Source organism: Aerococcus sp. L_32 (genome assembly GCF_050689315.1).
In genome coordinates this window covers 1-829 of record NZ_JBOEQF010000808.1, presented here as the reverse complement: position 1 = coordinate 829, position 829 = coordinate 1, and the positions used below count along the sequence as shown (strand labels likewise).

The window sequence follows — 829 nt, the reverse complement described above, 5'->3', positions numbered from 1 at the left end:
TACTGATGACTGGTCATTTAAATTATTTGGATCATTTGACTGAGACATTTGCTCATCTCCCTCGATTTATATTTTAGACTCTTAACACTTTGATTATAGTAATTATATTTGAATTGTTTATGACTTTTTACAGGTAAAATTATAAATATTTATAAACATTTATAGAGTATACAAGCTAGTCGGCTTGTCAGGATTGGTGTCATATATCTCAAACTGATCATTTACTCCCATATCAGCCTGAAGCATTGCGGATACGCAAGTTTGGTAGGCAATGGTTTTCATATTATTCTCTTTAGATAAATGGCCTAGATAGATACGTTTCGTTCTATCCCCAATCATATCAATCATGGCTTGAGCACCGGCATCGTTTGATAAATGACCCTCATCGCCAAGGATACGTTGTTTTAAAGACCAAGGATAAGCACCCATCCGCAACATATCCAAATCATGGTTGGACTCGATTAAATAGCCATCTGAATTCTTCAACAAACCAATTAACCGGTCACTCACATAACCTGTATCCGTTAGAATGGTAAACTGTCGGTCGTCCTTTTGAAAGGCATAAAACTGCGGTTCAGCAGCGTCATGGCTCACACCATAGGACACAATATCCACATCCCCTAAAGTTAGTATATCACCTTGCTCCATGACATGCTGTTTTTCTACTGGGATAACCCCAACCTTACTCCCAATTGCTTGCCAGGTCGCCTCATTAGCATAGACATTTAAATCGTACTTACGCGCTAGAACCCCCATCCCCTTAATATGGTCTGAATGTTCATGCGTAATAAATAAACTATCAATCTCATTGATATCGCGATTAATGCCG

At 38.4% G+C, this 829-nt stretch carries 1 protein-coding gene; it reads right to left on the bottom strand.

The window, feature by feature from the left end:
* Positions 1-159: 159 nt before the first annotated feature.
* Positions 160-829, bottom strand: a 670-nt coding sequence (locus tag ACRCJ0_RS16625; protein ID WP_431391267.1) for an MBL fold metallo-hydrolase, incomplete at its 5' end; no start/stop codon positions are given.